Origin of the sequence: Dactylosporangium sp. NPDC005572 (assembly GCF_040605515.1) — a bacterium.
GTDB lineage: Bacteria > Actinomycetota > Actinomycetes > Mycobacteriales > Micromonosporaceae > Dactylosporangium.
The window spans coordinates 1-6,625 of sequence record NZ_JBEXCY010000357.1 but is presented as its reverse complement, the minus strand read 5'-3'; the positions used below and the strand labels follow the sequence as shown (position 1 = coordinate 6,625).

At 71.6% G+C, this 6,625-nt stretch carries 5 protein-coding genes; 2 read left to right on the top strand and 3 right to left on the bottom strand.

Annotated elements, in window-relative coordinates:
• Window positions 1-331: 331 nt before the first annotated feature.
• Window positions 332-1,741 (bottom strand): amidohydrolase family protein, encoded by a 1,410-nt coding sequence (locus tag ABZS66_RS59735; RefSeq protein WP_354773598.1) that lies wholly within the window; start codon window positions 1,739-1,741, stop codon window positions 332-334.
• The gene (locus ABZS66_RS59730; protein ID WP_354773596.1) at window positions 1,738-3,102 is read right to left on the bottom strand and encodes a CoA transferase; all 1,365 of its coding nucleotides are present in this window, start codon (window positions 3,100-3,102) and stop codon (window positions 1,738-1,740) included. The genes ABZS66_RS59735 and ABZS66_RS59730 overlap by 4 nt, the downstream gene beginning before the upstream one ends.
• A gap of 25 nt (window positions 3,103-3,127) precedes the next feature.
• On the opposite strand from ABZS66_RS59730, the gene ABZS66_RS59725 reads away from it, so the two are divergent.
• A complete protein-coding gene (locus ABZS66_RS59725) occupies window positions 3,128-4,114 on the top strand; it encodes an enoyl-CoA hydratase/isomerase family protein (RefSeq protein WP_354773594.1) in 987 nt (328 codons plus the stop codon).
• A 205-nt stretch (window positions 4,115-4,319) separates the two neighbouring features.
• Here ABZS66_RS59725 and ABZS66_RS59720 read toward each other — a convergent pair whose 3' ends face one another.
• A complete protein-coding gene (locus ABZS66_RS59720; protein ID WP_354773592.1) occupies window positions 4,320-4,925 on the bottom strand; it encodes a TetR/AcrR family transcriptional regulator in 606 nt (201 codons plus the stop codon).
• Between the two features lie 71 nt (window positions 4,926-4,996).
• On the opposite strand from ABZS66_RS59720, the gene ABZS66_RS59715 reads away from it, so the two are divergent.
• Entirely contained in the window at window positions 4,997-5,824 is an 828-nt protein-coding gene (locus tag ABZS66_RS59715; RefSeq protein WP_354773590.1) for an SDR family oxidoreductase, read from the top strand.
• Window positions 5,825-6,625: the final 801 nt, after the last annotated feature.

Below are 6,625 nucleotides of genomic sequence, written 5' to 3'. Positions count from 1 at the left end.
GCGGCCACGGCATCGACCTCTACCTACCACCCTGAAGTCAACAAACTACCGCTAGGCGGTGCCGCCGTCCACGACCGACGCTGGCCGCGGTGAGCGACGCCGGCGGTTCGATCTCCGAAGCTATGCTCAGCCCCGATGGAAGCTCCGTGGCGATCAGCGACGCCGACGATGCGGTGTCTTTGTCGAACGCCGGCCGTAGAAGGCGCTCCTCACCGATCCGGTCGGCTCGGCGCGCACCGTCGTCATCTGGCATTGAACCAGGACGGTGGCCGACCTTCCTCCACGGATCGCCTGCCAAGGGAAGCCTGCCTGAACCGGTGCCGACCGGTCGCTACTGCGCCCACACGACGGCGCCGGCAATGACGGTGGCGGCGACGAGATCCGCGGAAGGTCGGGCGAGTGCCCGCGCCCGGGGTGCCCGCAGTAGCACGAGGTCGGCCGGGGCGTGGGGCGCGATCGGTCGCGGCGGCCCGCCCGGGTTCTCAGGCGCGCCGAGATAGGCGTCAAGGGCACGGTCGGCGGTGAGCCGTTCTGCCGGTCCGGCGACGCGTCCAGCGCGTGTGCGCCGGTGCGCGGCGGCGTCGATCACGGCCCACGGGTCGGCCGGCCCGTAGGGTGCATCGCTGGAGAACGCGCAGGCCACTCCGCCGTCGAGCAGGGACCGCACCCGGTACAGGTCGGTATGGTCGTCGGCGGGTACGTCGCGCAGGTAGTCGTCGCCGCGGTCGGCGAGAAACCCGGGCTGCGTGACGACGGCCGTCCCGAGTTCGCGCAGGCGGCCGATCAGCTCGACGGGGATGAGCGCGGCGTGTTCGATCCGGTCGCCAGCGTGTGTCCCGGTCCGCTCCAGGACAGCAACCAGCAGAACCAGCGCCTCCCGGGTCACGCAGTGCACGGCCACCGCGCGGTCGGCGTTGTGCGCCGCGTGGACGCGTTCGGTGAGGTCGTCGAGGGCCGGCAGTCGAGAGTCGGCGATCACGATCTTGTGGGGTCCGGCAGTCGGTGCGTCCGGCTCGCCGGGGTCCGCCCAGCTGAGTGGTGCGCCGAGTAACTGTACTCGTTGCGGCAGCGCGCCGGTGCGCATGTCGTCGCCGATGGCGCCAATCGCGGTCGCGTCGAGGTCCGGCGTGGCGTCGGTGACGTGGGTGATGCCGAGTCGGGCCAGGCGTCCGCCGACGCCGCCCAGGCCAGGCGGGCGTGACGGCGGCAGCCGAGTGCGCAGCCAGCTGTCGGCCCGCCATAGTCGTCCGGTTGGCCGGCCCATGGCGTCTCGCTCGACGCCGGGATGGTCCGCGTGGACCAGGCCGAGGGCCTGCGCGGCGGCGGTGTTGACCACCCAGAGCGAGCCGCCGCGGTGCTGGATGCGCACGGGTCGGGCGGCGTGCAGCCGGTCCAGCGCGGCAGCGTCGAGAGGTCCGGCGACGTCCTCGGTGTACCCGACGCCGCGGACCCATCCGTACTCGTCGATGGGGGCCCGCGCCAGCGCCTCGGCGAGCGCCGCCAACCCGGTGATCGTGGGAGGGCCGCAGTGTACCGAGCGCGCCGCCATAGCCATGGCATGCAGGTGGACGTGGTGGTCGCACAGGCCGGGCAGCAGGGCGCCGCCGCGGGCGTCGAGCAACTCCTCGCCGCGCCGAGCGGTCAGCCCGCGGCCGATCTCGGCGATGACACCGCCGGCGATCCTTACGTCGGTCCCCGCCCGCCCGTACAACTCCGCGTTGTGCACGACGAGGCCGGTCATGGCAACGGGATTCGCAGCTCGTGCAGGACCTCGGCGGTGTGCTCGCCGATGTTGGCGGCGTCGCCGGCCACGGCTCTGTGGCGGGGCTCGGCGACCCGGATGAGGCCGCTCGGGGTGTCGACCCGCCAGTCCGTTCCTGTCCATTGTGCCGCCCGGTTCCGGCGGTCCGGGTGGTCCGGGTGGTCCGGGCTTCCGACCAACGTCGCCGCGACCACATCAGACATAGCCACGTCGAACAGCCGGCCGCGGCCGTGTCGGGGTGCGGTCATGGCCAGCTCAGCGGCGATCAGGCCAGTCAGCGGGTCGGCGAGCGCATCGCCGCAGAACACGGGCTCGCCCCGCTCGTCCCACGCGATGAGGCCTGCACTCGCGGCTACATCATCGCCGAAGCCGACACGCGTCGAGTCGCGGCCGGCCGCGGTGATCGACACCCAGATCGCGCCGCGTCCGGCCGTATCCGCTGCGTCGAGCCCGAAGCGGGCGAGCGCGTGCGGCCGGGACGCCTCGATGACGATGTCCGCCGCGTCCACGAGCGCGGCGAGCGCTCGGCGCCCGCCCGGGGTTTCGGGGTCGAGCACCACGGCGCGGTGACCGGCATGCAGCAGCCGGTAGAAGCCGGGGTGGCCGCGGCGGGCCCCGTCGGGGCGGTCCGGCGTCTCGACCTTGATCACCCGGGCGCCGGCGAGGCCGAGTAGGTGGGCGCACAGGGGACCTGCCCATAGCGCGCTGAAGTCGACGACCAGCAGGCCCTCCACCGGCCGTATCCGGCCGGCCCGGAGCGGCGCCGCCGCCACGGTCGGCGGGCGCAGCGGCGCGGCGGCCAATCCCAACAAGGCGGCGCGCTCCGCGAGTTCCGCCCCGGTGCGCGTCCGCAGCCAGCCGGCGACGCCGGGCCACGGGTCGGCGGGCAGCTCCGCGCCGATGAGCGCGCCCAGCAGGGCCGGGTCGTCAGGGCGCGCGCACGAGACCGCCGCCCATCCGTCCGCAACCGGCAACAGGCGGCACGACCCACCCGCGGAGACCGGGCCGCGTCGCCGATGGCCGGTGAACGCGGCACGCTCGGCTAGCAGCGCCGCCCCGTCGATGCGCAGCGCGCCGCGGCCGGTGGCCGTAGCCAAACGGTCGGTGATCTGGCGGGCCACCGCAGCGGCTACACCGGGCGGCATCAAGGGCGGCCCGCCCGCGTGCCCGGTGAGCGCGACCAAGCCGCTGCCAGCCCAATCCGCGGCGGCGTCCGCAGCGTGCTCGCCTGTCATGGTCGCGATGGTACGCTCGCGCCTTCGGTGGAGAATCGCAGGTGAGGACGTGTCCATGGCGCGATGGGTGGGCCTGTCGGAGCTCGCCGCCGCCGGCGCGGCCATCCCGCTGCTCGACGACATCGGGCGGGTGAAGGAGCCGCTGCTGTTCGTCGACCTTGACGCGGCCGCAGACCCGGCGCTGCTGGACGCGGCCCGGGACAGCGTGGCGGCCGCCGAGCGCATCCTTGTGGGCGTACGCACCCGCGAGCCCATGGACTCGGAGTGGCACGACCTGCTCGCCGCGCTGGACCTGACGCTGAGCCCGGAATCGACCGGGCCTTCGGCGCAGGCGCGGTCGTGCGTGCAGGTGTGCGACCCGGTCGCGGAGGCGTCCCGTCTCGAAGCTGTCACCACGGCCAATCCACAGGCTACCCTGGTGCTGGCCCAGGTCCTGAGGGCCGGCCAAAGCCTCGACGTGCGCGCGGCCCTGGACCTCGAGTCGTTCGCGTACTCGACGCTGCTCGGCGGTGAGGAGTTTCGGCGCTGGCTGGCGGCGCGGGGCGCCCGGTCGCTTCCGCCGCCCGTCGAGGTGCCCCCGGTGCTGCTCGAACGGATCGGCGAGCAGTTGCGGATCACGTTGAACCGGCCGGAGCGGCGCAACGCCTATGGCCGTGAGTTGCGCGACGCCTTCGTCGACGGGCTGCGGGTGGCCGCGCTGGATCCGACAGTCGTCCAGGTCACGATCGCCGGGGCGGGCAAGGTGTTCTCCGCGGGCGGGGACCTCGACGAGTTCGGCGCCGCCCCGGATGCGGTGACCGGCCACTTCGTGCGCACGCGAGGGGGGGCGGGGGAGCTGTTGCACCGGCTCTCGACGCGCACCGAAGCGCGGTTGCACGGCGCGTGCGTCGGGGCGGGTATCGAGCTGCCCGCGTTCGCAGGGCGCGTCGTTGCCTGCCCAGACACGGCATTCCGGCTGCCCGAGATCGCGATGGGCCTCATCCCGGGTGCCGGCGGGACTGTCAGCATTCCGCGTCGGATCGGCCGATGGCGGACCCTGCACCTGGCCCTGTCCGGTGACTGGCTCGACGCGGCGACGGCGGTTCGATGGGGCTTGGTCGACGAGATCATGGTGTGAGCAGCGGTGACGTGGGGGTCGGCGAACGGGTCCTCGCGGTTGGCGACGCCCGTTCGAGGAGCGCAGCCAATGACGCGCTCGACGAGCCGTAGCACGGTGGCGACGTCCCGCGGGTCGATATCGGCGTGGCCGAGTTCGGTGTGCAGGAGTGCGACGAAGCAATCGGCCGCCTGGGTTGAGAATATTGCGGCTTCGCGTACCGGGCTCACTGCGCGTGTGGTGCCCAGTCCGTCAGCAGTCCAGGCAGCATCAGGCGGAGCAGTCCGTCGGCGCGCTCGGCCGACACTGACTCGTTGGCCGTGAGTAACTGCAGCAGCAGGGCGCCGACGAAAGCGTCGGCCGCGGCGGCCAGGTCGGCGCCGGGCCGCACCTGGCCCGCGTTGATACCGAGCCGGAGCCGGGCTACGACGGCGGCCTGGTGCGGCTCGGTGAAGTGTTGATAGAGCCGCTGTGCTTCGCCGCGGTCGTCCGCCGCTGCGGCGGTCAGCGCTCGGATGAGCGGGGCGTGTTCCGGCGAGACGAACAACGCGACACAGGTGTGCAGCCAGGTCCGCAGGTCCGTGGAGATGTCGCCGGTGTCGGGAATGATCTCCCGGCCTGCGGCGATGAGTCCTGCTACAACCGCCTCGGCCGTCACGGACGCCTTCGAGGGCCACCACCGATAGAGCGTCTGCTTGCCGACGCCAGCGTGGGCGGCGATGCCATCCATGGACAGCTGTGAGTACCCGGCGTTACGCAACAGCGTCCGGGTGGCATCGAGGATTGCCTGGTGAGTCGCCGCGCGGCGGCGCCTCGGTCGCTGCTGTGCCACTCGCGCAGGCTAGCAGCGGCATGTATCCTTCGCTAACGAGACGATCGGTCTCGTAAGGATGGGAGAGTGGAATGGCGAATCCGGACGTGGTTGTCGTCATCGGGGCCGGCGGCATGGGCCAGACGATCGCTCGCCAGCAGGGCGCAGGCCGGACGGTCCTGCTCGCCGACATCAACGAGGCGATCTTGAAAGAAGCGGCCGACAGCATGCGCAGCGACGGCTACGCCGTCACCGAACAGCGTGTCGACGTCTCGTCCCGCGAGTCGGTGGGCGCCCTTGCCGACGCCGCAACCGGGCTCGGCGCCGTTACGCAGATCGTGCACACCGCCGGCCTTTCGCCAGCGCAGGCGCCAGCCAAGGCCATCCTGGCTGTCGACCTGCTCGGTGTCGCCTTGGTGTTGGAGGAGTTCGCGGCCGTGGTCGCATCCGGCGGCGCTGGCGTCGTCATCTCGAGTATGGCTGGGCATCTCGGTGTGCGACTGGACTCCGAAGTGGAGGCCCGGCTGGCGGACACGCCCGCCGACCAACTGCTGCAATTGCCGCTCCTGGTTGGCGTGACCGAGGCCGCCGCCGCGTACGGTCTGGCCAAGCGCGGCAACCACCTGCAGGTACAGGCGGCCAGCCGCAAGTGGGGGCAGCGCGGCGCCCGGATCAACTCGGTGAGCCCAGGCGTCATCGCCACGCCGATGGGTCAGCAGGAGCTTGGCGGCGAGCACGGCGCCCGGATCCGTGCCATGATCGAGCACTCCGGTACGGGACGGATCGGCACCGCCACCGACATCGCCGATGCCGTCGCTTTCCTGCTCGGCCCCACCGCCACCTTCATCACCGGCACCGACCTGCTCGTCGACGGCGGCGTGGTGCCGTTGGCCCGTTCCATGCAGGCCCTCAACGCTTGACAGCGGGAACCGCCGGAGCCGCTCGGAGCAACTGCGGTTCGTTGCCACATCCCGCGGCAGAGAACGGACTGGCTCCATCGACTCGGCGTGGCAACCGTCGGCGGGGTCAGGAATCGGCCCCGGCGCTGCGAGGCATGCTGCGGCTCGAGGGTTCCGAGGAGGACGTGGTCCAGTTTCTGGCGTACGTCAGCAGGTGTATCGGCTGTCAGTACAACCTCGACGAGGCCGCGTTCACCGCCTCTCGCGCATACGGCCGAAGACCTCCGACAAGGCTTGGTTCACCTACCCGTTGCAGGGCATGCCACCGCTCGTGACGTTGCCCAGATTGCGCACCGCTTTCCGCTCAGCGCTTCCTGGATGTATTCGCGCACGCGCTCGAGGAAGTCGATGCGATCGAGGTGATCGTCGAGCCTCGGCCGTCTACGCCGGAGGAGTAGGAGGTGACGGCCGCGTCGACGCCAACGACGGGCGGCGGCCTGTCTCACGGTGACCAGCCGCCGGCCAAGTGAGAACCGAACCGGTGCGCTATGTGCATCCTCTTTGAGGTACACCGCCGCCGAAGCGATCTCATCTGCGCGTCCGGGCGAATCGGCTCAACTCGTTCGACTGCGCGATCGCTCAGGAGGACCGGTTGGGGACCTGGGCCGAAATGTCTGTCTCCACGAAGCCGGGAGTCAGGATGTTCGCCCAGTGCCGGCCCGGGCCACCTGCTTGGCGAGGGCGCGGTCGAAGCCGACAAGTCCGACCTAGCGGTAGTTTGTTGACTTCGGTGGATGGCTGTGTACGGTTGGGCTGACGCTT